Below are 23,354 nucleotides of genomic sequence, written 5' to 3' on the forward strand. Positions count from 1 at the left end.
AATTATGAACGGAAGAAAATCAAATCCATTTATTGGAAAACCAAAAGATCGTCGTCAAGATATGTTTGCACGATTAACTGAGCCCGCGATTCAAAATCATACGCCACAGTATCATCAAGCTGTACCAGTGATGCCACAAAGAAAACAATTAATCGTGGTGACATTAGATAAATTACGTCCTTATGAAGGGAATCCGCGTAAAACCAAAAATCCAGCTTATGAAGAAATTAAAGCTTCAATTAAAGCACGTGGGCTAGATCATGCACCGAATATCACTCAACGTCCTGGTGAGGATTTTTATACCATTGCAGACGGGGGAAATACTCGTCTGCAAGCCTTGAATGAATTATTTAAGGAAACCCAAGATCCCCGTTTTTGGTCAATTGAATGTGTGTTTAAACCTTGGGAGGGGGAAGCAAATGATATTAATTCAAAATTAAATATTTTGATTGGGCATTTAGCCGAAAATGATATTCGTGGGGAGTTGTCTTTTATTGAAAAAGCCTTAGGGATTAGAGAGGTGAAAGCATTATATGAAGAAAAATATAAAGAATATTTTTCTCATCGTAAGCTCTCAGAAAAATTAGGTGAGAATGGATATCCAATATCTCATCAGATACTTGCTCGTATGGAGCAATGCTTAACCTACTTATATCCTCATATTCCCAACATTCTATTAGATGGCTTAGGTAAAGCTCAAATAGAAAAATTATTGCATATTCATCGTAATGCCCAATCAGCGTGGGATAAATATAAAGATGAGCATTCTCCTCATGCAACCTTTGATGAAGTTTGGATGAATGTCTTATCTGGTTTTGATGAAGATCCTACGGAGTTTGCCATAGAAACCTTTCAAGACAGCCTGATAGGCAAATTAAGTGAAGCATTTAGCTATGAGGTCTCTTACGATACGTTAAAAATAGATATCGATCTTGAGGAGCGTAAATTAAGACGGTTAATTGAAAAGCAACCACATATTACTCAATTAGCCACAGAAAGCGCTTTACGCGCTCAAGGGAGTGAAAACGGTGGGGGACAAAGAGACAATAATGGAGAAACCGACGAGGAACAAGCTATATCTTCCCTCCAAATGCAGAAAGATAGCATAGAGACAATGTTGGATTCGGGAGTACTTGATGGCATAACTGAAATGACGGGCCCCTTATCCTCTGATGCTAACAGCCCAGATATCTCTGAAGAGCGCATTTCTACTCTTTTGCCATCTGAACTCGTTAATTCAGATGAAAATGAATTAAATCGGGCAATCCATACCCATTATCAAGAATTAGGTTTTGTTCCAGGTGTGAACCCAGAAGCACAACGCGCAGAAGAAGCACAACTTAATGGATTAGAATTTGCTAATGTGGGTAAATGTCCAGTAACAAATTTATGGAAAATTTATCCGAAACGTAAACATAAGATGGATGCCTTTACCCTAGCGCTTGAAATAGCCCAAAGTGTGGGATTAGCGCATTTAGTCCAACATGTTGTAAAGCAACCTGTCGATTATAGCTTTAATCTCTTACCGTTAGACATTACTGAGCCTACGCCTTTGGTTTCATTTGTCTATCAATTTCTTTGTGCTTGTGCCACTGAGGAGGTACCAATTTCTGATACTGAATTGCGTTTATCTGCATCCTGGTTAGTTGGCTCTTATCAAGAAGAACCAGCAATTGATGATTTGCTATTAGTCCGTCTTATCCGTTTATTACGCGTAGTGCGTTATATCAAAGAACAATCTCGAGCAGGAGAATAACTATGGTCAATGCAAGTTTAAATCAAGCCATCATTTACAATTTAATTAACCATATTCGTCGTGGTGAAATTAATTACTGTACTCAACTTGGTTTTGATGAAACAGAATTAACTGAATTATGTAATTTATCGACACAAGAAATTTGTGATTTAGCTGAAAGTAAAATTAATTTTGCGGAGATTAAGGTTAATCATAATGCCTTTTGGAGTTTGATTGAATCAGTCAGAGAAGAAACCCGAAAACGTAATGCCATTGATAGAGCATTACAACTCGGGGCATCATCAGAAATCTTGCATAGTCGATTTGGTTGGAGTTCAGCGGAAGTGTCTGCACGACGTCGTTTACTTGGTATTAATGAGTCTATGGGACGTAAACGAAATGCCACGGAGGAAGAAGAAAATAAAATCTGGGACTTATGGCAAAAGCATAAGCAATCTGTTTCCTATGATGTATCGCTTACCTTTGAGGGATTTGATTTACTAATGTATATCGCAGAAGAATCTCAGGTCAGCCTGACTGAAGTCTCTCGATTAGTCATTGGTTGGCAGAAAAATGGACTGTAATAAAAAACCGAGAAAGTGGACGCTTTCTCGGTTTATATGATTTTCTCAGCTATATAAATAGGAGGATTCAGCTAATGAAATCGACACAGATTATAGGGCATTTCGCAGAGTCTGCAAAACAAAAATTGATAGAAAAAGCAGAACAGAAAAAGCGGGCCGATTTTCAAGGTTTACTCTTTGTTGGTAATCGGCATGAAAGTGTCCCTTTACGGCTATTAACTGATAGTTATTTAACGCCTCGAGCAAAACTTGCTTGGCAATTGATAAAACTGAATGCTTACCAATTTCAGGGGGCAGCGTTTCCATCCTATGATGAACTTTCGTTATGGCTGTCTGAACGTGCATTTGAGGGGAAACGTGTTTCCCGTAAAGTGATCAGCCAAACATTATTACTGTTACGTCTAACAAGGTGGTTGACCTTGTGTGAGACGGTCAGAAATGAACGAGGGCAAATTCTAGGTAATGTTTATGTAATGAATGATGAGCCATTAAGTGTCGTTGATTGTTTGCAACTGAATGATGACTATCTCCGTTTGCTTGAAAAATCAGTGAAACATAAAGACCCTTTAATTAAAGATGTCGCGATACGTATTATTGACGATATGCTCAATCAAGATGCGCAGTTATGGCTTCTTGTCTCTCATATTGAGGCAATACAAGCACGTTATCAAGCACATAAACAGGGTTTCCACATTGGTTCTCCAATTACGCCATTAGCTAAGAATGTGGATGAAGCCATTAAAGAAACGCAGCAAAGGTTACTGAGTTCCAATAAGGAACTTGGAAAAATCGACAGGGAACTCAGTGAAAAAAGGTCAATTTTACTGAGTTCCAATACGGAACTCAGTCATCAAGATGAAGATAAGTCATTGATTTTAGGCTTAGTTCCAAATGGGAACTCAGAGAGTACTAGTACTGTATTAAATACTAAAAAAAGTACTGTACTGTACGATAGCTTGAATTGTTTAAATTTAGGCAAATTAGAAACAGAAACCGTTTATCGAGCCTTGAATAAGCTGGATAAGGAGACTGCACAAGCTATTTTGGTTGAAGCAGAGCAACGCATTCATCGAGGAAATATTCAAAACCCTTTAGGGTATATTTTTGGCATTATTCGTAAAGCGCAGTCAGGGGAGTTTAAACCTTATTGGCAGGACAAACAGAGTCAGCAAAAAAATCAGACTAAGCCTTGTCAGACTGGATTAGTGAGCTCTCGACGCTTGTTAGAGGCAAATACTCAAACTAATACCGATATGGCTCACACGAAAGCCGTTGTAGCCAACCTTGCTCAACAATTACGGGCAAATTTAAGGGGATAGCAATTTGTACAGAAAATATACTAAGTGCCTCCACTGGCGCCAGTTTGTATAAAAAACAGCCTAAGTGCCGCCACTGGTGGCGGTTTGTACAAAAAACATACTGAGTGGCACCCTAGGTGCCAGTTTGTATAAAAAATAGACTAAGTGGCACCACTGGTGGCAGTTTGTACAAAAAATATATGAATTGGCGCAGTCAGTGCTTATTTGTACAAAAAATAAGCCTAATAGATATAATTTATGGTGTACGAAAAATACATAACTTCACAGGAGAAAATATATGACTCAAGACTACAACCAAGAGCTTGGAGCTTTACGTAGTAATATTACGCTTACCTTGCATTCTCAGTATGCCACACGACTATGGTTGGGACGTACCGTCGTACGTGATGGCGATAAAGTTGTAAAGCCCCCTATTATGAGTATGCCTGGGTGCCTTGCGATCTTATCGCAGATCCAAAAAGATGCCACAAATGACGATCCTTATGCAGACTGGTATTTGATTCAGTTTGAGGAAAAAGTGTTGAGCTATACGGACAATATGAAACAGCTGGTGAATGATCTTGTTGATGTATATAACCAGAATTTACCAGATAATATTGATATATCACGGTGCGAAAATATTTCGCCCGTAACCTACCCTATTTTTGTGAATTCACAACTCGGTTATAAACTCATTTACCTACTTTCTGAATTTGATGTGCTTGCACGTTCTGTTATGACCGCCAGCCATATTGCCCTTATGACTAAAGAACAAGCCAGAGAGTGGTTAGAAGCAGGGGCTGGACTTATCCGTAAATGCTTTGGGGTGGTTGAAACCTATCGCCATTCAGGCATCACTCGACAAGATGCACTTGAAAATAACCAACGCTATCAAGAGTGTGTGGCACGCTTTAAATTAGAATTACCTCAAGATATTTTAAGTGGCGAGCGTCGTGCTATGTTTGCTCCAGTCATTAGACAGTTGAGTTCTGAAGCAGAATTGGGTGAGGTGACGAGCTTAGATTCAGAATATGAGGCGAAGAATGAACATATATAGTTTAATCCCAGAGGGGATGTATAGAGAATTGACGCAGAAGACAAATCTTCATCAGATGATGCGAAATCTTTTTAGTCCCATTGATTCATTGGCGCAGTTTGATAATCTCATTGAGGACTTTAATAGGTTGCGTCAGGGATTTGTTAATTTGCAACCAGAGATGATTAAAGGGATATCAACTAATCTTGTTAGGCATTTACCTATTCGATTTATTAAAGATAATACAAGTCGTTCTGGTGCTAGCTATTTACGTTGGCGTAATTTTGATAATACTAAGAACGGTCAGTTAATCGTTCAAGAGGTATTATCTGCTCCAACCCAACCTAGTGAGCTTAAGGGAGCATTGCTTCAGGCGGAAAAAGAACGAATTGTTCTAAATATGCAGATGGCTATCACTGTGCATATACTTCGCCAGCTAAAAGAATGTCGGGATAAATTGGCGCAGGTCGAAAATATTACGACTAATCTTGTAGGTAAAGCCTAGATTTTTCTTGTAGGTAAATCCTAGATTTGAGGTTGTATGCAAAGCCTAGACTAAAAGGCCTTTTAAAGGTAAGGGAGCAAGCCCCCTTACCTTTGACGAGAAAAAGCAATGTCGCGTGCATTGATGGTGAGGAGTCTATGTGTAACTCTTTAGAAATAAAGTTTAATTAATTACTCCTTTCTTACTTAAAATCACGTTTAATACAAATAACATCAATTATTCATCATTTGTGAGGACAACATTATGGCAGGGATTAATAAAGTCATTATCGTGGGGAATCTTGGTGCAGATCCTGAAGTGAGAACAATGCCGAATGGCGAAGCTGTTGCTAATATTAGTGTGGCAACCAGTGAAAGTTGGACAGATAAGAATACAGGTGAAAAACGTGAATTAACGGAATGGCACCGTATCGTTTTTTATCGTCGTCAAGCTGAGATTGTCGGAGAGTATTTACGTAAAGGCTCAAAAGTTTATGTTGAAGGGCGTTTAAGAACCCGTAAATGGCAAGATCAAAATGGACAAGATCGCTACACTACAGAAATTCAAGGCGATGTACTTCAAATGCTAGATAGTCGTACAGATCGTGGTCAAGGTGGTAACCAATATGCTCAACCTGCACAGTCTGAGCATCAAGCTCCAAAACATGCTCCACAATCAACGTCGGCACCACAGCCAGAGATTAATGAAATTCCTTTAGATGATGATATTCCGTTTTGAGTCACATATAATATGGGGCAGGTATGATGAAAACATTAAAAATTACAACCGCACTTTTTATGTTAGGCATTCTCTCAGGTTGTGCTGAATTTTCTGCACTTAATCAACAGGTAGGTGATTGGGCGGCTCAATTAAATAGACAAATGAATGCAGATAAACAGACCATCAAAGGGAGCATTGAATCTAAGCGTGATATTGATACATTATATGTTCGGATTAAACGTCAAGTTGGTTTTACTACACGAACAGAAGAGCTCAGTGGTACGCGTGATTCATCAAGCCGTAAGCTGTATGATGCTGAATTAGACAATCGTGGATTTATCCATGAAGTGAACCCTGGTGTTTATTATCAGATGGCAGATGTTTTTACTAATCCTAAATCGCCTAATAATGCCAATAGCCGTTTTTATGCGGTAGTGACATTAGAGAAAAATGGAACGGGAACCAAGATTTATTGGAAAACGCGTGGAAGTACTGAGTTTGCAGCAGAAATTAAATCTGATATTTTGACGGCAATTAAATAAAAATTAGCAAAAAATAGATAACGCTACTTTTATTTTCTCATTCTTGCCAAAATAACATTATAAATATAACAAATACTAAATCTCGCATTGACTCTCGATGAAAATCGAGAGTTTTTTTATTATCTATTTAATAAAGTTTTTTTAGGTTAATTTTTTTATATCTATCTTTTGATTAGAAAGAATAAAAAATTGTTAGTGAACACTGTTATTGGTTAAATATAAAAATGATGTGCTTAATTTAATATAGCGGAGATAACAATGACTTTTCCTCGAACTCGCCATCAAGTATTGCATGAATTTCAGATAGAGCTTGAAGATTGGGTTATACAGGCAGACATAGAAGAAATAAAAGACTATCTAACAAGTCTGCACGGTTATATTTATCCTGATGACTAGAGGGATTTTCTGCATTCGCATTTAATGCTTGGTTCCGCTGGTCATTACATTCAATCTTGTGAGTATTGTCAAGAAATTGTTTTAGCGATATTAACCATTTCAGAAACCGATAGACCTGAGCTTAAAAATTTATTTTACGGTGAATAAGATGAAGCTATTTTTATGTGAAAAACCCTCTCAAGGGAATGATATTGCTAAAGTGCTTGGCGCAACGCATCGAGGTGAAGGATTTCTTGCTAATGCAGATAAATCTGTTTTTGTAACTTGGGGATTTGGTCATTTAGTCGAACAATTTCAACCTGAAGATTACGATCCTGCTTATAAGCGTTGGACGTTTGAAACATTACCGATTATCCCGAAAAAATGGGGCTTATCTCCTAAAAAGGAAGGTAAGAAACAGTATAACGTGGTCATAAAATTGATTAAGCAAGCGAAAAGTTTAATTATTGCGACCGATGCTGACCGTGAGGGAGAAATGATTGCCCGAGAATTATTAGAGATTGCAGGTTATCGCGGACATATTCAGCGTTTATGGCTCTCAGCACTTGATGATGCCAGCATCAGAAAAGCATTAGGTTCATTAAAAAGTAATGAGGAAACCTTACCGCTCTATTATGCGGGGTTAGGGCGCAGTCGTGCAGATTGGCTCATCGGAATGAATTTTTCTCGATTATTTACGTTATTGGCTCAGCAAAAAGGGTACCAGGGGTCACCATTAAGCGTTGGTCGTGTACAAAGTCCCACATTAGCCATGGTCGTTAATCGAGATAGGGAAATCGCAAATTTTGTGCCTAAAAACCATTATGCATTAAACGTGTTACTCACTACACAGCAGCAGGCTCAATTTATCGCACAATATGTTGTTCCAGAAGATTATTTGGATGAGTCAGGATTGTGTTTAAATAGCCAAGTTATACAGCAAGCCGAGGCACAAATTCGTCAATCTGCTACAGCTCAAGTATTGAATGTAGAAACTAAGCGAGAGAAAAATGCACCACCACTCTTATTTGCATTAAGTGATTTACAAGGTGAGTGTAACCGATTATATGGCATGGGGGCACAACAAGTCTTAGATATCGCGCAATCCCTTTATGAAACACATAAAGCAACAACTTACCCTAGAACAGATTGTGGTTATTTGCCCGAATCCCAATTTGCGGATGTGCCTAAAATTATTAAAAGCCTACTCAATGTGAATCCAAATTGGCAGAAAATTGCACCGCACTTAAATTTATCGCAAAAATCTCGCGCCTGGAACGATAAAAAAGTAACGGCTCACCATGGCATTATCCCAACAGCTGGAAATGTGTCATTAACTAAAATGAATGAAGATGAACGCAAAGTTTATGATTTAATTTGTCGGCGTTACTTGGCTCAGTTTTTACCATATTTTGAAGCAGATAAAACAACTATACAATTACAATCAGTCAATCATCAATTGATCGCAAGAGGTAAAGTGATTGTTGCGCAAGGGTGGAAAATGTTATTTGGTAATAGCCCTGATGATGACAATGAGGAAAGCGAGAAACAATGTGTACCTAAACTTAGTCAAAATGAAGTTTGTGCGGTGCAAAATACCGAAGTGAAATCATTAAAAACCTCTCCCCCTCCACATTATACCGAGGGAACGCTATTAAGTGCGATGAAAAATGCGGCGCGTTTTGTTACTGACGAACGTTTAAAACAAAGATTACGGGAAACTGAAGGATTGGGCACCGAAGCTACTCGTGCGGGTGTCATTGAAACTTTATTACAAAAAGGATTTATTAAGAAAAAAGGTAAATCATTGTTTGCGACCGTGGAGGGGAATACCTTAATTGATAATTTACCCGATTTACTTAAAAATCCAGGTCTTACAGCGCTGTGGGAACAAGCACTCAACCAGATCGCCGAAAGGCTATTGTCACTTGATGAATTTATGCAAAAACAAGAGGCATTTATTCGTCATTTGATGAACTCCTGTATGCAGCAAGGGATTAAAATGGGACAAATAGAAATAAAAAAATGTCCAAAGTGTGATAGTCCAATGGTAAAACGGGCTGGCAAAAATGGGCCATTTTGGGGATGCTCCAAATATCCTACTTGTAATGGTATTGAAAATATTGGGGTAAAAAAGAAAAGAGGAAGAAAGCCGGTTTCAATAGCCTCGCAAGTACGTGGGCAGTTGCTATAAATGGGGAAACCTTTTTTAATCGAGTATCTAGTGATACAATAATTAAGCTTTGATGACCTTTTTGTAGTTTAGGTCAAGCGTAAAACTACACATCCCAAACGTTCTTTAGCACTCTGAAAAAGACGGCAATAGAATTGCGAGTGTATCTTTTACCTTATTTTTATCTTGCTTACTGCAAAGAAGAAAGTGGATTATTCATTTTGGGTGATGGGGCTGCGCGTCCATTTTCTTCTTTGCAGTAATGTATCTTTGTTTTTACCAGAGCTCGCTGGTGAAAAAAACGAGTGCCCTTTGTGCCAATTTTGGTGCGCGTTATGCCAATAAATGACCACATTGTTATTGGGTAGTATGGAGTAAAATGGATAGTGATGTCTTGACGAGAACAGAAACTATTCAACGATTTTCTGTATTATATGGTCATCTTTATCTTGATTTAATCAAATAGTTAATCGTGATTATTATCTTGTTTTTAGTCAAGCCCCTAGAAGTGAATACTTCTCGGGGCTTTTCTTTTTTATTTTGTCTTGTATGGTCAAGTTTAACTATTCTATAGTAATATTTAATTAATTGTTCTATTTTTGTTTTAGGTTATTGTACATTACAGATTAGTTAGGTTGCTATCGTTGATAGCACTTTGATAAGTCGCAGAACTCTTGAAAAGCGACGCTCTATGTAGATAGAGAGAGTTCATTAGCCCATATTTGGCTCAGCACTCTGAAAAGCCATTACAAAAAATCGTTCTTCGTCATCTATTTTTTGCGAGTGTACCTTTTACCTCTTATCAATTAACCCCTGACGGGAAACATTTTTCCCGTGTTGGGTAGAAATGTTTCTCCGTCTTTTTTATTTATGGAGAAACTTATTATGACTACTCAATCTAAACCAACTAGCGGTTACTTCAATTTACACACACAAGGTATTGGATGTTTGAATAATATCCGTGAAGTCACGCCGAAAAAAGGTAAGCCTTTCCTTGCTTGTCGTATTGCTGCATTAACGGGTGATGCGAAAGAGCCAGAATATCGTTATTTCGATGTGAATGTTGTGGGTGAGGAGACTGCAAATCTTATTCGTCGCTGTCAAAATGCGGTTAATGCGGAGAAAAAAGTATTAATTTCATTTGTGATTGCAGATTTGTGGGTAGATACCTTTACCTATACAGCAGAGAGCAGATATCACAAAAAAGGTGATGTTGGCACAATGCTTAAAGGTCGTTTAATTCGCATCAAGTCTGTCAAAGTTGATGGTGAATTGAAGTATAGTGAAGCTGAAAAATCAGATTCCGAAAAGCCTCAAGCGTAACTTTACTGATAAAGACTGACAATAGATGTCAGTCTTTTTTTCAACCATTTTGGAGAAATAAACAATGAAACAAGGCATTTATGTCAACGGTAAACAAGTGATGAAAATTGCAATGATCACGCTTGATACATCCCCTGTTTTACACATTGAAGTTTTTGGCAATGTGAATCACATTGAAGCAAACAATGCTACTGATATTGTCGTTACAGGTAATGCAGGACACGTTGAGACTGTCAATGGTGATGTTGCTATTCAAGGTGATATATCAGGGAATGTGAAAACCGTCAACGACGATGTTCAAGCGCAGCAAATTTGTGGCGCAGTCAACACGGTGACAGGTGATATTTATCGTGATGATTAACTTTTTGGATTGTTAGCTTTAACATTCATTTTACCCACCTAGGGAATGATTTCCCTTGTGGGGGCGTTCCCTAAATTTTTTATGAAAGGCGGTGAACGAAATGATTCACAAATTTTTTAGCAAAATCCCAGCGAAAATATTGCAATATATCGCAGATGATTTTCGTAAAGCGGGAGCAATTGCTGGTGTGGGATTGGTTGGTTTTGTCTTATCCAAAGACAATATTAATGAAATGGAGGCATCCTCCCTCTTAATCGTTGGTGTGAGCTTTTGGATGCTTGGTTTGCTTCTTAATTATGTGGCAGATATAATGAATAAAAAGACAAAAAAACCAGTAAAACACATAAAGCAACATCACTAAGGAGGCTTGTATGAATTGGTGGTTATTAGGTGTATCAAGTGTGTTAGTCCTGGCTGCAGGTACTTTTACTGCCTTGGTATATTGGGCTAATTGGGATCTGATTTCAGGTAAAAATACGAAAGCAGATAAACGAGCCAAATCCCGTTAACATTTCACATTAAATCTGCTTATTTTGAATAAGTAGATTCCGTTCAATACCCATAGGGGAATATTTTCCCTTGTGGGGCAGATATTCCCCATTTTATTAGGAGAATATCTTATGTCACTTAACACTTATGCAAAATTTGTCCCAAACGTATTTTTGGCGAAATGTGCTGAACCTCATCAACGAGGGGATATTGTCACGCTAACCAGTAAATATGGGAAAGAAACGGAAGTAGAAATCTATAACCTTGTGAAGCAACAAGATGACTTCTATTTTTATTCTTTCGTGCGTTGTGATGGATTAAACCGTCAGACCTATGCACTTAAAAAAGCCGCACATTATCAAACGGTGGCAGACAATGCACAAACGCGTAGTGAACAGTATTGTGAAGCTGCAAATGAAGGACGTGAGTTTTTAAGCCTCGGTGAACCCATTAAAGTGGGACATCATAGCGAAAGACGACATCGTGCCTTAATTGAGCGTAATGCCAAACGTATGGATAAAGCAGTCGAAGAAATGCAAAAAGCTGAGCACAATGAGGACAAAATCCCTTATTGGCTAGAGCGTGCAGACGTCATTGATTTATCTATGCCAGAAAGTCTTGCGTATTTTCAGTTCGAGTTGGAAAAAGCCAAAGCTAATCATCAAGAACTAAAAGAAAATCCAGAAAAACGCTTGAGTCGATATTCATTAACTTATGCTAAAAAAGCAGTTAATGAATTGGCGAAAAAAGTTGAGCTAGCTCAGCGGCTTTGGGGCTAATTGCATTTATCTTTAACGTTAAAAGTGCGGTGAAAATTGACCGCACTTTATTCACCCATAGGGGAAACATTCCCTTATGGGGCGTTTCCCTTTCATTTTTTATCAATTAAGGAGAAACACCATGACAACATTAACGGTAAACCAAGTTTTGGAAGCGGCTCAAATTTACGATGAAACCGTAAAAAATATTCAGCAACGATTCATCTATTTAACCTATAAACTCTGCGATCGTGTCAGTGAGTTGACTCATCTGTCCTCAGTGAAAGGGTTCTATCGTCAATTATCACAGTGCCAACGTGAAATTGAATGTGATGAATCAATGAGTATGGATTTTGCCTGTATTCAGGCGTTTGAGCCAGAACATGCTTGTTTTCAAAAAACAATGCAAAACCCAGCCTTTATTCAACAATGTCAACAATTGTTAAATGGCAGTCACGCACTTTTAGCTTTTGGGCGTCCATTCGAGCTCAAACCAACACACTGGGATTTTCAACTAATCTCAGAGCAGGCGTTAGAGGCAATGGAACAAATCAATGCACAAATGCGTAATTTCTCTTTTATCTCGCCAGGTAAAACGTACTGGGTAAAAAGTTTGCTCATTGAGCTTGAAAGCATTATGCACAAAGCTCAATGTGTCATTGAACTTACAAAACAGCGTGGTTTTGCTGAAGTACCACAAAATCCGTGGGAATTATTACAGCAATGGAAAAAGCAAGTTCATCGTTTGCTCAATGATGCCTTAATGCTCATTGAACAAGAAAAAGGACAAGTGGCTTTATCTGTACGGGCAAACTAATTATTACACCATCTTAACCCTAGAGGGAAATACTTCCCTCTAGGGTGTGTTTCTCTCTGATTGATTATTTAGGAGAAACACATATGTACTACAACAGAACCTATAACACGGTACCTCTGCTTTATATGGGTGGGGTAAGTGAAAATTTAGCGGACTGGGAAGCGATTCTCTTTCATTTTGATGCCAGCGTTGAAGATGAAGAGGTTTGGGAGATTGCACGAGGTTGTAAGGAAATTCCTCACCTTGGTAATATTTACCAAAGCCTGGTTATTGGTCGGTTGGAATGCCTATTCTTTGAGCAGCTTGATTTAGCCGAAGATGACGAACGCATCGATGTTTTTACCTTTGTGAATGACTTTGATAGCCATTTTTGTATTGATGGTGAAGCGATTAATACGCTTGATGAGTTTATGGCAAAAGTGGAAGAAATCAAATCCACATTACATTAACATTTAACTCACGAACCCATTTATTATGTAATAAACGGGTTTTTTATTGTCATTTTAAAATTGTTTTTTACTTACATTTTTTTCTTTTTTATCCAATGATCATTGCTTCACTATTTGAGGGGTATATGGTAAAGAAAAATTTATTTGGCAGTCCAAAACTGACGATGTTTTATCAAAGCTGCAAAGATTTTATTTTTGAGCATAAGTTTTATGAGGTCTATCGTTTGGAAAATACCGAAACAGAGGCTGTTTTGACGTTGTTTAATTTCTATCGTTATACTAAAAACCACAAAACGGGGCTAATTCGTGTTGAATATTGGTGCTTGGTATCACAACAATGGAAGAAAGAACGAGCAAAAAAAGACCTGAAATATTGTTATACGATACCTTTTTTGAATCTTCCTTTAAAATCTTTAATCATTATACAAGATAATGTCATTAGAAAGATTGTAGCGTATTTGAGGAAAAAGTATCTTGAGAATAAAAATAGCTTGCTGCATTATGAGGATAAACTGGTTGAGATCCTAAAAAAATACTTACAGCGTCGTAGTATTATATTACAAAACTATGCTAACCATACAAAACGCCTGACAAAATGGTTATGGCAATATTTTTGGGATAAGTCTATTGTTTCGACTGTTATCAAAATAGAAGGACATCGAGTGCATTTGGGGCATTACCTTTTTTATCAAAAACATATTGACAAATTAGCACGCGTAACCTGTGAATACCCCAATCTTTTCCCCTTATTAAGTCAAATTAATCCTCGCTATTGGGATGATCCCAATCTATTTAGCTATCACTATTGGGTTGCGCCTAGTGACGGTGAAACGCCACAGTCAAATCAAAAAAATTTGTACTGATACGTTGCCTTATTGTGAGAGCAAGCAGCAATGGCGTTGGATAAAAAGACAATCTCCCCAATTTATTCGCGTTTGGCAATACCACAATTGGTCTTATTGCAAATATGTCCTTTCTGTATTGATGCAACCGGGTATCTCAGAAAAACTTCCAGTATGCCTTAAAATAACAATTTTTATGTACGGGCATCTTTTCGATTATCGACATATCTCGGATAAGAACAAGGAACGTTTACTTAGGCTATTTATCCGATATGCCGTAGACTATTGGAAAAACGAGGGTATTAAGGCATTAAGAAGCTATTTGAAAGGGGATATGAACGGTAGATTCCATGACATTATTGACTATTTAGCCAGAGATAATGAGCAGCAACGAGGCTTGCCGTAGACGTGGGGACGTTTGGTCGAACGAAGTGAATTGTGGCATCGTAGACTCCTTGAAGAACAGCAACGGCGGGAAGATGAAATTCATCAACAACAGCTTTTAAAATCTTGGGATGGCTATATACCTTACTATAAGATTAAAGAGGTCGAGTTTACCGCATTGACGACAGGTAAAGCTCTCTATGAGGAAGGACAACGAATGAGGCATTGCATCTTTACTTATACTGAACGATGTCATGCAGGATGTTATTTAGTGTTTTCCGTAAAATATGCTGAAAAGTTAGGAAAAGAAGTCAAGCAACATTATTCTACGCTGGGTTTATATCGAAATAAACAAAATCAACAATGGCAAATTGAGCAACATAGAGGTAAAAGTAATCAGTCTGTGAGTCAATATCTTGAGTATATCGCGAAACAATTTTGTCTTGTTCTCAATGATTCTCTATGTGTTAATAATCAGGCAAAAATGAACTAGGTAGACGTATTAAGATCATCGAAAAGTAAGCCACTGCCTCTTTTGATAAACGCCTTGTCATTTGAAGGGAGGGAATGATCTTTTAAAATTTCCTAATAGATTTAATCGTTAAGATTTCATATTTCATTTTCTGTTAAAAATCACATTATTTTTCTGCATAGTGCTTCCGATAGTTATTTTCTCTAATCCCATTTAACTAAAGGATGCAATATATGAATAAATCTCCCTTTTGTTTCGCTTTATGTGGTGTTTTGTTAACAGGTTGCGCCAATAAAGCACCGCATCATGAAGAACCTCAACCTATCCAACCTGATCCTCTTCAGTTAACGAGAGTCGTTCAAGAAGATATTTATCAATCATCAGAATATCAAAAATACCCCGAGGTGGTACGTTATGACCGATATACGCTTATTAGCACCTCACCAATGGGCGGGCAAAAATATTTATTGGACCAATTAGTGTCGGTCAATATGGTAGGGAAAGGAACAAATAAATATCTCCTTTCTGTTCGTCAGGGGCTTGAAAAGACACTAAATAATACAGGCTATACACTATGTCGCTTGTCTAGTCCAGAAATCACTCATCTATTCAATCTTCCACTCCCTAAAGTCCATTACAAATTTGGCCCAATGAAGTTGCGTGATGCACTCCAAATGCTTGCTGGAGAAGCTCATGAGCTAACGGTTAATGATTCCAAGCGTGAAGTTTGTTTTGAGCGTAGACTGGCATTACCAATACCTGCAGAGACTAACGTTTATATTAAAAATGAAGTGAAAAATAACTAAATAGAACATTTTTGATGAAAAAATGTTCTAAAAACATAGTTTAGGAATATCACTATGGCAAAATTTTCTTATCACACATTATTTTTTTCCTTCCTTGCATATCTTCTGTCGATGTCAAGTTTAGCACAAATACAGACAAACCATTCAACTACCTTGAATACATTAAATCAGGCACAGAATATTCAGAATGTGGTCTCACAAGAGGTAAATGTCCATGGCATTAATGAGCAACATATCCAAGTGGATAAATGGTCGGAGTGGGGATTGACTCAAGAGGAATGGATGCGTTATGAAGAAATCATGAAAGGCCCTCGGGGGATTTGGACGCCTAATCTCGATCCTCTCGTTGTCTTAGGGGTTGAAGCAAGAAATGAGGCAGAAAGACAACATTTTGCCGAATTATTGGCAAAAAAAGAGTTTCAACGCGCAGAGAAAGAAATCGCTTTCCAGATTTCATATAGTCAAGCATTCCAAAAACTCTATCCAAATATTTTACCTTTCCGGATGGATGAAGCAGGCAACGCTGTATTTTCAACAGAAAATCGCGTGATTTATTTTACTCGAACTGATTGTGAACCTTGTCGTGATGATTTACGAAAAATTATGGATTATGCAAAAGCTGTACCGCTGGATATCTATGTTGTGGATAGCGAGCAAAAAGATGACAAAATCCGTGATTGGGCGGTGAAAAATAATATTGATATTGACAAGGTAAGACGCCGTCAAATTACGCTAAATCATGATAATGGCAAATGGTTTAAATATGCCAAAGGTAAGATGCCTGCTGCTTATCAAATCAAAGGAGATGGACAATGGTTATCTCTCGCGTATTGATTAGGGTGGGGTTAGTCAGTTTATCCTTATGTTCTTCTGTCTTTGCATTTTCAGGATTTGGTCGTGAAATTGATGGATATATCAAAGAATCGGCTCAACATTACCAAGTAAGCGAATCAATGTTACGCGGTCTCATTAAGATGGAAGATGGTTGGTATGGAAAACGTTCGCCAACAGGGGCATTAGGCGTTGGGCAGTTTACACAAAAAACCTGGAATTGGTTAGCACAGAGTACGCGAGGGAAAATGCTTGGAATGCGATTAATAACCCCCTCAAATCGTGGCACCAAATTCGATCCACGCCGTCATCACCGCACAAATACCTATGCTACGGCCTTATTAGCCCGTTGGCATTTAGAACAGTTTGCCTTACGAGGCATTAAGCCGACTGATGAACATCTCTATCTTGCCCATAACATTGGTTTGGAGGGATTACATCGAGCCTTGTTAGGGCGAGCGAATGCCGAAGATATTCGCAATATGCGTCGCAATGGTATGCGTAAAGGTATGTCGGTCAAGCAATTTCTTGCGTATCAAGGCCAGCGTTATCGACTGCATAAACAAATTGCGAATAATCTAATCCATTTAAACGAACAAAACTACGCTTGGGTTACCCCTAAAAGTGCGGTGAAAAATCAAGGAATTTTTTGGGTTGAACCACAAGGTAACACATTGGTTTGGATTGAGCCTAAATAGGAAGGAGATACGATGAACATTGTTATTGATGTAATTAAAACAAGAATTCAGCTTTATTTATATACTTGGAAGTCTGAGCCTTGTCGCTGCACCTTCGGGGCCGTTATGAGTTTGCTTAACCTTGTTGCAAAGATTGTAGTACTCACGTTAGCCTTCGCGTTTATTTTGTTGGATGCACAGTTGTTGAAATACTCTGATAAAGCAATTTCATTCACTGAGTTTTACCCTATCATTACCGATATTTTGTTTGGGTGTTTTTATTTTAGCTTATCGCTTGTAATCGTTCTTCATACATTTAGATGTCTTAAATGTATTATCTATACTGTGCAATATGAAAAGAGAAATTTGCGAGATTTGAAAAATGATGAGTAAAAAATCGATTATTCCCATTATGAAATTTATTTTCACTGTTGGGATTTGTTTTCTCGTCGTTTATGGTTGTGTATGGCTCTATTTTTTCTCACCTGCCTATTTTGAGACAACGATAGCCCAATTAGCCAGATTGCAAGGTTACCCTTTAGCCTATCAAGCCCTATTCAATCAGATTTATTGGGTTACGCTACTCATTAGTTTGAATTTTGCGGTAATAGGTTATTTCATCTATATGTGTTTTTTAAGGAGAAAATAAATGAACCGATTTCGTTCGTTCATTTTGAGTACGATGTTTGTTTTTGGCGCTAGTACTGTTTCAGCAGTGCTTACCGTGTTTGCCGATTTAGGCGGCGAAAGTGCGGTACGATTTTATGAGCCTATCCAACCCGTTCATACGGACAATGCACCTCAACATCCTAATGCGATTCCATCAGAGGTAAGTGAAGCACAATTGTTACCAGTTGTTTCCCATAAGCTATCTCCAGGAAAAGTTGAAACGCAAGTATTCAATTTACCCGGTGCTTCGCCGTTATTCTTAATTGGTGCAGATGAATATTCAAAAAATTGGTTGCAAGATCATTATCAGCAATTGACGACACTTTCTGCAATGGGCATTGTTGTGAATGTGGAAACGCAACAAGAACTCCAAGCATTACGAGAATTAGCCCCTGGTCTTATGCTCATGCCAGCACCTGCGGATAGTTTAGCGGAACGATTAGGGATTTATCATTATCCTTTCTTACTTACTGCGGATGGGATCACACAATGAGTAAACAACATCTTGTAGAAGCGTTATTACGACCTCCCGTTGAGCTTTATACTTCCGCTGTCTGTGTAGGTGCAGTCGTACTCTGTATTTTGGCACCTTGGTCTATCGCATTAGCTCCTCACATTGGTTATGGTATGGCAGCAGGTTTTGCATTACTAGGAATCAGACGAGGTTATCAAGGTTGGCAAATTCTTCGTTATCACCGTAATTTAAAACGCTTACCTCATTATGAATTAACCAGTAAACAAATCCCCGTAAGTCAAAAATACTTATTTTTGGGGAAAGGCTTTTTATGGACGCAACGTCATACTCAGCGTTTACATGATTGTGGTCTGCCTCAAGCACGACCTTACATTCAACCTTCTTGGCTATTTAACTTTGTGAGAGCTTTTGAACGCAAACATGAAAAAAGCATGCTAGCTAAATTAACGGCAACAGACTCTGTTTTTAACCCTGTTAGACCGCTCCCACCTGTTGGAGGTAAACCGGAGTTACACGGTGTTGAATTACAGGAGATGAATGTGATGCTTTCTATGGTCGATAGAGCAGGTCATACTTTGGTTCAAGGGACTACTGGGGTTGGTAAAACACGTTGTGCAGAAGTGCTTGTCACACAAGATATTCATCGGGGACGTAATTTTGATGAGCGTGAAGTGGTTATCGTTGTCGATCCTAAGGGTGATGCCGATATGCTTTTACGTATGTATGCGGAAGCAAAACGAGCCGGACGAGAAAATGAATTCTATGTCTTTCATCTTGGTTGGCCCGAAGTATCTGCACGTTATAATGCGATTGGTCGTTTTAATAAAATTACTGAGGTTGCCTCACGGATTTCAGGGCAATTAAGTGGTGCAGGAAACTCTGCTGCATTTAAAGAGTTTGCTTGGCGATTTGTCAATATTATCGCGCGAGCATTAGTTGCCCTAGGAATTCGTCCTGATTATGAGAGTATTGCCCGTTATGTACGTAGTATTGATGCGTTATTTTTAGATTATGCAAAAACCTATTTTGACAAAAAAGATCCGCAAATTTGGTTAGCTATTTCAGGAATTGCCGCGAATTTGGATCAAAAGACCGTTTCTATTGCGATGAAAGGGCGTGATCCGATGGTGGTTGCCGTTGAACAATATATTCGAGAAAGTAAAGAATTTGAACCCATTTTAGATGGTTTATGTAGTGCGGTACGCTATGATAAAACTTACTTTGATAAAATTGTGGCTTCACTTTTACCATTATTAGAAAAACTCACCACAGGGAAAGTCTCAGAATTGTTATCTCCTGATTATTCCGATATTTCTGATCCAAGACCGATTTTTGATTGGGAAACCGTTATTCGTAAAAAAGCCATTGTTTATGTGGGACTTGATGCGTTATCTGATTTAGTTGTAGCTGCCTCTGTGGGTAACAGTATGTTTGCTGACTTAGTGTCAATGGCAGGTCATATTTATAAATTTGGAGTCAATGATAGCCTCCCTCAATCTTTTAACAAAAAAACAGTGATCAATGTGCATGCTGATGAATTTAATGAACTGATTGGCGATGAGTTTATTCCATTACTGAATAAAGCACGAGGGGCAGGGATTAATGTGATTGCCTATACCCAGACATTATCTGATGTGGAAGCACGTATTGGTAATCGAGCGAAAGCTGGGCAAATTATTGGTAACTTTAACTCGCTTTTAATGTTTCGGGTTAAAGAGTTTTCAACGGCTGAACTGTTAACAAATCAATTACCTGAAGTTAGTGTGTTAGATGTGATGGCCATGTCAAATGTCACCGACTCTAGCGATCCTGGGGACAGTAAAGATTTTAATTCAAGCACAGGCGATCGCGTGATCACTAGCCGACAAAAATTGATCTCTCCTTCAGATATTATTAATTTACCAAAAGGACAAGCCTTTGCCTTGTTAGAAGGTGGTAAATTGTGGAAAATACGGATGCCACTACCCGCGAAAGGAAAAGATGATTGTATGCCCGAATCCCTACAAAAATTAGTGGGGTATATGCGAGAAAACTATCAAACAAGCCAATCTTGGTGGGAAGGGGTGGATGAGTATAAACCCAATCAAGATGTCCTTGAGGCCTTTCAACAATCACAGTATAGACAAACGACGTTTGATATACGTAAAGACGAGGAAATGCAAGAAAATGATAATATCCATGGCGAATAAATCTGTATCAGTTTTAACTGTGCCTGATTGTCTGATTGATTTAGACAGTCAATATTTTTTCTGCTCTAGCAGTGGTATGTCTGATGAGGAACGATTACGATTTTTTGAAAAACGCATCTTTCCTCTCTGGTATGAACGTCGTTACTCACTGCATCAGCTGGCTAATGCATTGATACAATTTGATATATCACTCTGGACGGCACCAGAGGTGGGGCTAACCAACAAAAATGCATTTGCCTTCTGGATGCGATTTGAGAAGCAGTATCAAGGTGATATTTTAGTTCAATGCGAGTTGCTTGAACAAGGAAGGATACATTAATATGCAAGGCAATGATGTACCGCAACGCCCTGTCAAGCAAACGTCATCGCGTCCCTGTACACTGATTGGCGTGCTTATCACGTCCTTACTACTTAGTATTATGATTGAATGGGTGGGCATTGCGTATTTTTGGTCAGAACAAGGGGCTGAACATAGCAAACAAGTGATGCTTACTGAATTTAATTGGTTTTCTGAAGGGTTCCAACAAAGCCTCATTCATAGCTATCCTGTTATACTGGCACAGCAAATGCTAGCATTTATTCATCATTGGTTGTTTGTGAAAACTGGGCTTCAAAGTTGGCTAACCTCACCAAAAAATCCCGATAGTCTTTCTGCCTATCTATGGTTTTATGCGCGTGCTTATATTGAATCCGTTTTGTATGTCACGATGACATTCATTATCAGATTGATTGTTATTGTATTAACCAGTCCGTTATTTATTCTTGTTGCCTTGGTTGGGTTAGTTGATGGATTAGTACAACGTGATTTAAGGCGTTTTGGTATTGGACGAGAGTCTGCTTTTAAATATCATCATGCCAAAAAATCAGTAGGTCCTGTTATGCTTATTGCGTGGGTTATTTATCTGTCTATTCCCTTTGCAATACACCCTAATATGATCCTTATTCCTGGTGCCGTGCTATTTGGGTTGATGATATCATTGACAGCCTCTAACTTTAAAAAGTATTTATAATATGTAATAATTTTCCCAAGACTATTTTTTATTGAATTAGTTATGACATATGATAAATTTTTTGTAATCTGGGCTTATCTCATATTATTCATTATAGTCTATGTGATATCTTTGTCTGAAAAAAGAAAAAATAATGCATTCTATGTTAAAGCTAAAAGTTTACTTGATAAGAATAAATTGACTTTATATAGTATAACAGCACTATCGAATCAAATTAAGATAAAACGCTTTCAAGTAGTTAACCAGTTAACCAAACTATACTTAGATGAGCTTGAGAATGATGACGATAATGCTAAGCGTGTTGAAGATTTACTTAAGGACTATCAGAAAGAGTTCAATTTTTCAGAACTCCCTAGCTATATAATGGATAAAATTAATTTATTAAAAACGAATGATAATGCTGAAAATATTAGACAGTTAGCCGAGATCATTAATACTCTTTTTATCTCAGAAAAACGTTACAAATTAGGCAGTTTGTTGCTGGCTATATTTGGGATTATTCTATCAATAATATCTATCTTACCTGTATTTCCGACAGTTATAAATTATTTAAACGAAATTATAAAATAGTTTCATGTAGCGATTTTTTACCCTTATTGTTTATCCTAATAGGCAAGTAAATTTGTATTATTAGGTGACGTTTATGCTATTACTCTCTTACTTTTCTGTTTTGGTTGCAGGTATCTTTCTCACTCTCTGCGTTTTAGAAATTACGGCATATCATAAAAATCACAAGATGATTTTTCTTTATCTTGCATTAAGCTTATTCCTTTCTCTCATAGGGCTCTCTCATATCACGTCTTAAAAAACTCTCTGAAATTTCAATAGAATTAATCATTACATTTGAGAGGTAATTTTTGCATTATTTCCTTTGCAGTAACTCATTGATAGGAGAACCATAATGCGTAAATCACTAATCATTTTCCTTTTCCCAGCTCTATTTGCCGTTCCCAGCTTTGCTAATGAACAAGCTGAGCTAGATCAGGCACTCAGACAATTAGAATCTGCCAAACAAGCGCTTTATCGTGCACAACAACAGGCTAGACAGTCATCAAAAGTGCAGGTTAAAGCTCGTTTCTATTTTGATTATCTGAAAGCGCGCCAAGATATTGAGTTAGTCAAGGAGGGTATTCATTATTATTTGAATACCGATCGTGCGCAACCTCGAGATCCAAGGCAACTTAAAACACTTTCTGGTGACTATAACAAAATAAGAGCATCACAATGAACAACGAACTGATAAAAGCATTTGATATCGGTGCGGGAAGCAGTGCAGGTGAGGTCAGAATTTTTATTGTGGCAATAATCTTTGCGGTGTTCTTCTTTGTTTGGGCTTATATCTTATCAAGTGCATATGAAGGTCTAAAAAAAGGACAATTATCCTTAAATAAATTAGGTTGGATGATTGGGCGTATTGCACTGGTTAGCTTAGTGATGGGTTATTTTTTACTGCATTAATTTTTTAATCATTAATTAAGGAATACACAATGAAAAAGCAATATCAAAAAATAAAAAAACTGGCCACTAACCTCTTGGTTTCATTAGGCGCATTTATGGCATCTACTAAGATGAGTTTTGCCGCGTTACCGACAATGGAAGCACCGAGTAAAGGTGAAGGCTCAGGGCTTTATGAAACACTTAAAAACTATGCGTATGATGGGATCGTTTTTGGTGGATTACTCGTTAGTGCTATCGCTTTTTTAAAAGTCGCCACAGCCGCACTTGAAACCTTTGGTGAAGTTCGATCGGGTAAAAAAAGCTGGGGTGAGTTTGGGATGATTTGTGGCGTTGGGGTCATCCTTCTAGTTGTCATTATCTGGTTAATTACTAAGGCTGTCGATATTTTGAATTAGGA

General features: G+C 37.9%; 29 protein-coding genes. All 29 read left to right on the forward strand.

Annotated features, from left to right (window positions below):
* The first annotated feature begins 4 nt into the window (after positions 1-4).
* Positions 5-1,756 carry a ParB family protein gene (locus tag ACNAV8_RS04075; RefSeq protein ID WP_415777260.1) on the forward strand — a complete coding sequence of 584 codons (1,752 nt, stop codon included), beginning with the start codon at positions 5-7 and terminating at the stop codon, positions 1,754-1,756.
* A gap of 2 nt (positions 1,757-1,758) precedes the next feature.
* Entirely contained in the window at positions 1,759-2,319 is a 561-nt protein-coding gene (locus tag ACNAV8_RS04080; protein WP_245872485.1) for a DUF2857 domain-containing protein, read from the forward strand.
* A 74-nt stretch (positions 2,320-2,393) separates the two neighbouring features.
* On the forward strand, positions 2,394-3,638 hold the full coding sequence (locus ACNAV8_RS04085) for an STY4528 family pathogenicity island replication protein (RefSeq protein WP_415777261.1): 1,245 nt from the start codon (positions 2,394-2,396) through the stop codon (positions 3,636-3,638).
* 277 nt (positions 3,639-3,915) lie between these two features.
* The gene (locus ACNAV8_RS04090; RefSeq protein WP_103854668.1) at positions 3,916-4,674 is read left to right on the forward strand and encodes a PFL_4669 family integrating conjugative element protein; all 759 of its coding nucleotides are present in this window, start codon (positions 3,916-3,918) and stop codon (positions 4,672-4,674) included.
* Positions 4,661-5,158, forward strand: a complete 498-nt coding sequence (locus ACNAV8_RS04095; RefSeq protein WP_181021976.1) for a DUF3158 family protein — start codon at positions 4,661-4,663, stop codon at positions 5,156-5,158. Before ACNAV8_RS04090 ends, ACNAV8_RS04095 begins: the two co-directional genes overlap by 14 nt.
* A 243-nt stretch (positions 5,159-5,401) precedes the next feature.
* A complete protein-coding gene (gene ssb / locus ACNAV8_RS04100) occupies positions 5,402-5,875 on the forward strand; it encodes a single-stranded DNA-binding protein (protein ID WP_103854666.1) in 474 nt (157 codons plus the stop codon).
* 23 nt (positions 5,876-5,898) lie between these two features.
* Positions 5,899-6,399, forward strand: coding sequence for a hypothetical protein (locus ACNAV8_RS04105; RefSeq protein WP_415777262.1), 501 nt, complete (start codon positions 5,899-5,901; stop codon positions 6,397-6,399).
* 544 nt (positions 6,400-6,943) lie between these two features.
* Complete coding sequence (locus ACNAV8_RS04110) at positions 6,944-8,968, forward strand: DNA topoisomerase III (RefSeq protein ID WP_415777263.1); 2,025 nt, start codon at positions 6,944-6,946, stop codon at positions 8,966-8,968.
* Between the two features lie 864 nt (positions 8,969-9,832).
* The gene (locus ACNAV8_RS04115) at positions 9,833-10,270 is read left to right on the forward strand and encodes an STY4534 family ICE replication protein (RefSeq protein WP_103854664.1); all 438 of its coding nucleotides are present in this window, start codon (positions 9,833-9,835) and stop codon (positions 10,268-10,270) included.
* Between the two features lie 64 nt (positions 10,271-10,334).
* Positions 10,335-10,631 carry a hypothetical protein gene (locus tag ACNAV8_RS04120; RefSeq protein WP_103854663.1) on the forward strand — a complete coding sequence of 99 codons (297 nt, stop codon included), beginning with the start codon at positions 10,335-10,337 and terminating at the stop codon, positions 10,629-10,631.
* Between the two features lie 91 nt (positions 10,632-10,722).
* Entirely contained in the window at positions 10,723-10,992 is a 270-nt protein-coding gene (locus ACNAV8_RS04125) for a hypothetical protein (RefSeq protein WP_146256844.1), read from the forward strand.
* Between the two features lie 10 nt (positions 10,993-11,002).
* Positions 11,003-11,140 carry a hypothetical protein gene (locus ACNAV8_RS04130; protein ID WP_181021975.1) on the forward strand — a complete coding sequence of 46 codons (138 nt, stop codon included), beginning with the start codon at positions 11,003-11,005 and terminating at the stop codon, positions 11,138-11,140.
* Positions 11,141-11,251: 111 nt separating this feature from the next.
* Positions 11,252-11,899 carry a DUF3560 domain-containing protein gene (locus ACNAV8_RS04135; RefSeq protein ID WP_103854661.1) on the forward strand — a complete coding sequence of 216 codons (648 nt, stop codon included), beginning with the start codon at positions 11,252-11,254 and terminating at the stop codon, positions 11,897-11,899.
* 121 nt (positions 11,900-12,020) lie between these two features.
* Entirely contained in the window at positions 12,021-12,695 is a 675-nt protein-coding gene (locus ACNAV8_RS04140) for a hypothetical protein (RefSeq protein WP_415777264.1), read from the forward strand.
* Positions 12,696-12,778: 83 nt separating this feature from the next.
* Positions 12,779-13,144, forward strand: coding sequence for a hypothetical protein (locus tag ACNAV8_RS04145; protein WP_103854659.1), 366 nt, complete (start codon positions 12,779-12,781; stop codon positions 13,142-13,144).
* Between the two features lie 125 nt (positions 13,145-13,269).
* The gene (locus ACNAV8_RS04150) at positions 13,270-14,007 is read left to right on the forward strand and encodes a hypothetical protein (protein ID WP_415777265.1); all 738 of its coding nucleotides are present in this window, start codon (positions 13,270-13,272) and stop codon (positions 14,005-14,007) included.
* A 397-nt stretch (positions 14,008-14,404) separates the two neighbouring features.
* Positions 14,405-14,863, forward strand: coding sequence for a PcfJ domain-containing protein (locus ACNAV8_RS04155; protein WP_103854656.1), 459 nt, complete (start codon positions 14,405-14,407; stop codon positions 14,861-14,863).
* 212 nt (positions 14,864-15,075) lie between these two features.
* Positions 15,076-15,648: a PFGI-1 class ICE element type IV pilus protein PilL2 gene (gene pilL2 / locus ACNAV8_RS04160; protein ID WP_415777266.1), complete on the forward strand. Its 573-nt coding sequence runs from the start codon at positions 15,076-15,078 to the stop codon at positions 15,646-15,648.
* A 54-nt stretch (positions 15,649-15,702) separates the two neighbouring features.
* A complete protein-coding gene (locus ACNAV8_RS04165) occupies positions 15,703-16,482 on the forward strand; it encodes a TIGR03759 family integrating conjugative element protein (protein WP_415777267.1) in 780 nt (259 codons plus the stop codon).
* Positions 16,461-17,177 (forward strand): lysozyme family protein, encoded by a 717-nt coding sequence (locus ACNAV8_RS04170; protein WP_103854653.1) that lies wholly within the window; start codon positions 16,461-16,463, stop codon positions 17,175-17,177. Before ACNAV8_RS04165 ends, ACNAV8_RS04170 begins: the two co-directional genes overlap by 22 nt.
* 12 nt (positions 17,178-17,189) lie before the next feature.
* Positions 17,190-17,549, forward strand: a complete 360-nt coding sequence (locus tag ACNAV8_RS04175; RefSeq protein ID WP_415777268.1) for a hypothetical protein — start codon at positions 17,190-17,192, stop codon at positions 17,547-17,549.
* A 256-nt stretch (positions 17,550-17,805) separates the two neighbouring features.
* A complete protein-coding gene (locus ACNAV8_RS04180; protein WP_103854650.1) occupies positions 17,806-18,318 on the forward strand; it encodes an integrating conjugative element protein in 513 nt (170 codons plus the stop codon).
* Positions 18,315-20,489: a type IV conjugative transfer system coupling protein TraD gene (traD, locus tag ACNAV8_RS04185; RefSeq protein WP_103854649.1), complete on the forward strand. Its 2,175-nt coding sequence runs from the start codon at positions 18,315-18,317 to the stop codon at positions 20,487-20,489. Before ACNAV8_RS04180 ends, traD begins: the two co-directional genes overlap by 4 nt.
* Positions 20,467-20,808 (forward strand): hypothetical protein, encoded by a 342-nt coding sequence (locus ACNAV8_RS04190; RefSeq protein ID WP_103854648.1) that lies wholly within the window; start codon positions 20,467-20,469, stop codon positions 20,806-20,808. Before traD ends, ACNAV8_RS04190 begins: the two co-directional genes overlap by 23 nt.
* Before the next feature lies 1 nt (position 20,809).
* A complete protein-coding gene (locus ACNAV8_RS04195) occupies positions 20,810-21,499 on the forward strand; it encodes a TIGR03747 family integrating conjugative element membrane protein (protein WP_103854647.1) in 690 nt (229 codons plus the stop codon).
* A 42-nt stretch (positions 21,500-21,541) separates the two neighbouring features.
* A complete protein-coding gene (locus tag ACNAV8_RS04200; RefSeq protein WP_103854646.1) occupies positions 21,542-22,069 on the forward strand; it encodes a hypothetical protein in 528 nt (175 codons plus the stop codon).
* A gap of 331 nt (positions 22,070-22,400) precedes the next feature.
* Positions 22,401-22,727 (forward strand): integrative conjugative element protein, RAQPRD family, encoded by a 327-nt coding sequence (locus ACNAV8_RS04205; protein WP_103854645.1) that lies wholly within the window; start codon positions 22,401-22,403, stop codon positions 22,725-22,727.
* Positions 22,724-22,957, forward strand: a complete 234-nt coding sequence (locus tag ACNAV8_RS04210) for a DUF3262 family protein (RefSeq protein ID WP_415777269.1) — start codon at positions 22,724-22,726, stop codon at positions 22,955-22,957. The genes ACNAV8_RS04205 and ACNAV8_RS04210 overlap by 4 nt, the downstream gene beginning before the upstream one ends.
* 29 nt (positions 22,958-22,986) lie before the next feature.
* Complete coding sequence (locus tag ACNAV8_RS04215) at positions 22,987-23,352, forward strand: TIGR03745 family integrating conjugative element membrane protein (RefSeq protein ID WP_103854644.1); 366 nt, start codon at positions 22,987-22,989, stop codon at positions 23,350-23,352.
* Positions 23,353-23,354: the final 2 nt, after the last annotated feature.

Source organism: Avibacterium endocarditidis, assembly GCF_965138825.1.
GTDB lineage: Bacteria > Pseudomonadota > Gammaproteobacteria > Enterobacterales > Pasteurellaceae > Avibacterium > Avibacterium endocarditidis.

Excerpts from the sequence above, each read along its gene's own strand:
- ACNAV8_RS04080 (WP_245872485.1), top strand. The coding sequence starts at position 1,759 with ATGGTCAATGCAAGTTTAAATCAAGCCATCATTTACAATTTAATTAAC.
- ACNAV8_RS04075 (WP_415777260.1), top strand. The coding sequence starts at position 5 with ATGAACGGAAGAAAATCAAATCCATTTATTGGAAAACCAAAAGATCGT.
- ACNAV8_RS04215 (WP_103854644.1), top strand. The coding sequence starts at position 22,987 with ATGAAAAAGCAATATCAAAAAATAAAAAAACTGGCCACTAACCTCTTG.
- ACNAV8_RS04115 (WP_103854664.1), top strand. The coding sequence starts at position 9,833 with ATGACTACTCAATCTAAACCAACTAGCGGTTACTTCAATTTACACACA.
- ACNAV8_RS04210 (WP_415777269.1), top strand. The coding sequence starts at position 22,724 with ATGAACAACGAACTGATAAAAGCATTTGATATCGGTGCGGGAAGCAGT.
- ACNAV8_RS04110 (WP_415777263.1), top strand. The coding sequence starts at position 6,944 with ATGAAGCTATTTTTATGTGAAAAACCCTCTCAAGGGAATGATATTGCT.
- ACNAV8_RS04145 (WP_103854659.1), top strand. The coding sequence starts at position 12,779 with ATGTACTACAACAGAACCTATAACACGGTACCTCTGCTTTATATGGGT.
- ACNAV8_RS04190 (WP_103854648.1), top strand. The coding sequence starts at position 20,467 with ATGATAATATCCATGGCGAATAAATCTGTATCAGTTTTAACTGTGCCT.
- traD (WP_103854649.1), top strand. The coding sequence starts at position 18,315 with ATGAGTAAACAACATCTTGTAGAAGCGTTATTACGACCTCCCGTTGAG.
- ACNAV8_RS04170 (WP_103854653.1), top strand. The coding sequence starts at position 16,461 with ATGGTTATCTCTCGCGTATTGATTAGGGTGGGGTTAGTCAGTTTATCC.
- ACNAV8_RS04150 (WP_415777265.1), top strand. The coding sequence starts at position 13,270 with ATGGTAAAGAAAAATTTATTTGGCAGTCCAAAACTGACGATGTTTTAT.
- ACNAV8_RS04140 (WP_415777264.1), top strand. The coding sequence starts at position 12,021 with ATGACAACATTAACGGTAAACCAAGTTTTGGAAGCGGCTCAAATTTAC.
- ACNAV8_RS04165 (WP_415777267.1), top strand. The coding sequence starts at position 15,703 with ATGGCAAAATTTTCTTATCACACATTATTTTTTTCCTTCCTTGCATAT.
- ACNAV8_RS04105 (WP_415777262.1), top strand. The coding sequence starts at position 5,899 with ATGATGAAAACATTAAAAATTACAACCGCACTTTTTATGTTAGGCATT.
- ACNAV8_RS04095 (WP_181021976.1), top strand. The coding sequence starts at position 4,661 with ATGAACATATATAGTTTAATCCCAGAGGGGATGTATAGAGAATTGACG.
- ACNAV8_RS04195 (WP_103854647.1), top strand. The coding sequence starts at position 20,810 with ATGCAAGGCAATGATGTACCGCAACGCCCTGTCAAGCAAACGTCATCG.
- ACNAV8_RS04180 (WP_103854650.1), top strand. The coding sequence starts at position 17,806 with ATGAACCGATTTCGTTCGTTCATTTTGAGTACGATGTTTGTTTTTGGC.
- pilL2 (WP_415777266.1), top strand. The coding sequence starts at position 15,076 with ATGAATAAATCTCCCTTTTGTTTCGCTTTATGTGGTGTTTTGTTAACA.
- ACNAV8_RS04135 (WP_103854661.1), top strand. The coding sequence starts at position 11,252 with ATGTCACTTAACACTTATGCAAAATTTGTCCCAAACGTATTTTTGGCG.
- ACNAV8_RS04205 (WP_103854645.1), top strand. The coding sequence starts at position 22,401 with ATGCGTAAATCACTAATCATTTTCCTTTTCCCAGCTCTATTTGCCGTT.
- ACNAV8_RS04120 (WP_103854663.1), top strand. The coding sequence starts at position 10,335 with ATGAAACAAGGCATTTATGTCAACGGTAAACAAGTGATGAAAATTGCA.
- ACNAV8_RS04130 (WP_181021975.1), top strand. The coding sequence starts at position 11,003 with ATGAATTGGTGGTTATTAGGTGTATCAAGTGTGTTAGTCCTGGCTGCA.
- ssb (WP_103854666.1), top strand. The coding sequence starts at position 5,402 with ATGGCAGGGATTAATAAAGTCATTATCGTGGGGAATCTTGGTGCAGAT.
- ACNAV8_RS04085 (WP_415777261.1), top strand. The coding sequence starts at position 2,394 with ATGAAATCGACACAGATTATAGGGCATTTCGCAGAGTCTGCAAAACAA.
- ACNAV8_RS04175 (WP_415777268.1), top strand. The coding sequence starts at position 17,190 with ATGAACATTGTTATTGATGTAATTAAAACAAGAATTCAGCTTTATTTA.
- ACNAV8_RS04200 (WP_103854646.1), top strand. The coding sequence starts at position 21,542 with ATGACATATGATAAATTTTTTGTAATCTGGGCTTATCTCATATTATTC.
- ACNAV8_RS04090 (WP_103854668.1), top strand. The coding sequence starts at position 3,916 with ATGACTCAAGACTACAACCAAGAGCTTGGAGCTTTACGTAGTAATATT.